Origin of the sequence: Protofrankia sp. CiP1_Cm_nod2 (assembly GCF_920664355.1) — a bacterium.
In the GTDB taxonomy this organism is placed as follows: Bacteria; Actinomycetota; Actinomycetes; order Frankiales; family Frankiaceae; genus Protofrankia.
This window is the reverse complement of the sequence record NZ_CAKKTL010000363.1, coordinates 1-3,393: the sequence shown is the minus strand read 5'-3', so window position 1 is coordinate 3,393 and position 3,393 is coordinate 1. Positions and strand designations below refer to the sequence as shown.

The 3,393-nt window shown below is 72.1% G+C and carries 3 protein-coding genes and 1 pseudogene; 2 read left to right on the top strand and 2 right to left on the bottom strand.

Annotated elements, in window-relative coordinates; genetic code table 11:
- Positions 1-5 precede the first annotated feature (5 nt).
- Complete coding sequence (locus NBW84_RS23380) at positions 6-1,304, top strand: LLM class flavin-dependent oxidoreductase (RefSeq protein ID WP_250287445.1); 1,299 nt, start codon at positions 6-8, stop codon at positions 1,302-1,304.
- A 334-nt stretch (positions 1,305-1,638) separates the two neighbouring features.
- A complete protein-coding gene (locus tag NBW84_RS23375; protein ID WP_250287444.1) occupies positions 1,639-2,556 on the top strand; it encodes an NADP-dependent oxidoreductase in 918 nt (305 codons plus the stop codon).
- A 358-nt stretch (positions 2,557-2,914) separates the two neighbouring features.
- Here NBW84_RS23375 and NBW84_RS24670 read toward each other — a convergent pair whose 3' ends face one another.
- Both NBW84_RS24670 and NBW84_RS23370 read right to left on the bottom strand, forming a co-directional pair.
- Positions 2,915-3,043, bottom strand: coding sequence for a hypothetical protein (locus NBW84_RS24670; RefSeq protein WP_445548835.1), 129 nt, complete (start codon positions 3,041-3,043; stop codon positions 2,915-2,917).
- 141 nt (positions 3,044-3,184) lie between these two features.
- Positions 3,185-3,393: pseudogene (locus NBW84_RS23370) on the bottom strand (type IV toxin-antitoxin system AbiEi family antitoxin domain-containing protein); the annotation flags it as partial.

Genomic DNA, 3,393 nt, shown 5'->3' with positions numbered 1-3,393 from the left:
ATCGCCTGGCCGGAAGTGATTATCCGGCCGGCGGCAGCCGTCCGTTCAAGCTGGGCTTCCTGACCCACGTGTTCGGCCGGGAGGAGCCGGCGGAGCTGCTGCGCCGGCTCGTGGAGCTGTTCGTCGCCGCCGAGGAGCTCGGGTTCGACGGCGGCTGGATCGCCCAGCACCACTTCTCCCCTCAGTACGGCCGGCTGCCCTCGCCGCTGGTGCTGCTCGCCGCGGCTGCGCAGGCGACCCGGCGGATCGAGCTCGGCACCGCGGTGGTGGTGCTGCCGCTGGAGAACCCGGTCAGGGTCGCCGAGGACGCGGCCGTCGTCGACGCGCTCAGCGGCGGGCGGCTACAGCTCGGGCTGGGCACGGGCGGCGCCAGCTCACCGGCCTTCGCCGCCTTCGGCCGGGACGCCGACGCGCGCCGGGAGCTGTTCACGCAGGCCATCGGCCTGCTGCGGGACCTGCTGCGCGGCGGCGACGTCCCGGGCACCGACGGGCTGCGGCTGCAGCCGCCGGCGCCGGCACTGGCCGGGCGGCTGTGGGACTCCACCGCCAGCGCCGAGGGCGCGACGGCCGCGGCGCGCGCCGGGGACGGGCTGCTGCTCGGCGTCGGGCCCGCCGGGTCGGCGCAGCGCCCGCTGGCCGAAACGTACCTGCGCGCATATGCCGCGGCCCGTTCAGGCGCGACCGCCAGGCCGGACGGGACGGCTTTCGCGGCCGGGACGGCTCACCCCGCCGACGGACCGGGCGGGGACGGCCGATCCGTCGGGACGGTCCGCTCGGGCGCGGCTGCCCGCTCTGCCACGGATAGCCCTTCGGCCACGGACGGCCCTTCCGCCGTGGTTGGCCGCTCGAGGGCGGCAGCCCGGTCGCTGTGTCCGGACGGCTACCCGGCGGCCCGGCTCGCCGTCGCGCACGGTGTGTTCCCCGGGCCCGACCGCCTGGCCGCCCCGCGGGACCTGGCCGCCGACATCGCCCGCTACCGTCCGTACCTGTCCCATTTCGGGCTGCCCGGCACCGCCGACGACGCCGCCGCGCTGGACGCCATGAACGTCCACCACGGCCCGGTCGACGTGATCGTCGAAAGCCTCGCGACGAACCCGGTGGGACCGGGGTTCACGTCCTACTTCATCGCCGCCGTCCAGGGTGAGGCCGGCGAGGCTGCGAGCTTCGACGCGGCGCTGCGCCGCCTGGAGATCATCGGCACCGAGATCGCCCCGGCACTGGGCTGGCGGCCGGCGACCGCCGGCCCCGGCGCTGTCCCCACCCCCGGCCCCGGTCGGCACAGACGCCCAGCCGGACGCCCCTGATCCGCCGACGGCACCGAAGGGCTCCGCGTCGACAACCATTGAACCGCGCCTGTGAGGGAACAGACGGTCGTGACAGCGACCATCTCCATCCTCGCTTTCACGACCGGGCCCCCATGGTGGGACGGGTGGCCGGCCGGGCCACCGCCGCGGCCGGCCCGTCCGTGGGCCCGGACGTGGACACGGGCACAGGCAGGCGTCCCGACCTTGTTGGGACCGGACCGGCAACGGGGAGAGAACCAAGAGAAAAAGAAGCGACAGAAGAACACGACAAAGGCGACGCGGAAAGAAGACGGCGAAGAAAACGGTCACGACCGACACGACGAAGGAGCTGGCGATGCCGCGGGCTGTCCGGTTCGACGGGTACGGAGGGATAGAGGAACTGCGAGTGGTGGACGTGCCGCGGCCGGCGCCCGGGGCGGGTGAGGTCCTCGTCCGGGTGCGGGCCGCCGGGATCAATCCCGGTGAGGCGAAGATCCGTGAGGGGCTGCTGCACGGCCGGTGGCCGGCGACGTTCCCCTCCGGGCAGGGCAGCGATCTGGCCGGAGTCGTCGAGGAGACCGGCCCGCGGGTGACCGGCTTCTCCGTCGGGGACGAGGTCCTCGGGTTCACCAACCGGCGCGCCAGCCACGCCGAGTACGTGGTGGTGGAGGCGGACAACCTCACGGCGAAGCCGGAGAAGATCTCCTGGGAGGTCGCCGGATCACTGTTCGTGGCCGGGACGACGGCGTACGCCGCGGTACGCGCGGTCTCGCCGCGCGGCGGTGACACGGTGGTCGTCTCCGGCGCCGCGGGCGGGGTGGGGTCGATCGCCGTGCAGCTCGCCAGGCTCGCCGGCGGACGCGTGATCGGGATCGCCGGGCCGGCCAACCATCCCTGGCTCGCCGACCACGGGGTGAGCCCGGTCTCCCACGGGGACGGCGTCGCCGACCGCATCCGGCAGGCGGCGGACCATGTCGACGCCTTCATCGACACGTTCGGCCAGGGCTACGTGGACCTGGCGCTCGAGCTCGGGGTGGCCCCCGACCGGATCGACACCATCGTCGACTTCGACGCGGCCGGCCGGCACGGGGTGAAGGCGGACGGCAGCGCGGCGGCGGCCAGCGCCGACGTCCTCGCCGAGCTGGCACACCTGGTGGCCGACGGCCGCCTGGAGGTCCCGATCGCCGGCGCCTACCCGCTGGCCGACGTCCAGGACGCCTTCCGCGAACTCGAACACGGCCACACCCGAGGCAAGATCGTCCTCATCCCCTGACAGCTCGTTTGACAATTTGTTTCCCGGCAACCGGCCAGTCCCGACAACCGGCCAGGGCGCCCGTGCCCGTCACCGACCGGGCAGCGTGATGCCGACGATCTACCGATCGCTGGAACGCAACGCCGGTCAGGTAGCGCGGATCCCATCCACGACCACCCACACAGACCATGATCCAGACAATTTTGTCGTTGTGTACGCTTTTCGTCCGCAAAAGCGTACACAACGACAAACTCGCGCCGATCTTCTCCGGCAGCCGGCACCCATCGAGGTGTGCCACCGTTCGCGGGGATACGTATGGCTACCTGACCGGCACTCTGGGAAAGAGTCGACGTCGGCACCGGCGTGATGCCGTCGGACCTCAGAGCCGGATGTGCTGCGGCGCGGTGTCAGCCCGCATGACTTCACCGAAGGTCGCGGTTGCGGGGAACACGATGCCGCCGTACTCGATGCCGCCGCGGCGATCGCCACCGATGAGGCGATCAGCCAACCGAGCCTCCCGCCAGCGGCCTCCGCACCGAGCTTGCCCTCCGTCTGGGCTATCCATTTGTTCAGCACAGTTGCCGAGACCGGCCGGGTGGTCTTCGGCGTGAGGGTTCGAAGCAGCGCGGCGAGCCGCGACTCAGCATGCTTATTGGTCATGGCGTGCCTCCAACGCCGCGGTCAGCTCGTCGCGCTCGACAGTGGTGATGCGGCCCTGTGCGTGCCCGTTCACGATCGCCTGCCGCAGCAGATGGCTCGAAGTGCCGAAGGCGGTGCACTGGGTGATCGCAGTGGCCGGAGTGACCGTGGGAATCTCCTGCCACCAGGCGATCCGCTCTGGTGTCAGATCCTCATGAT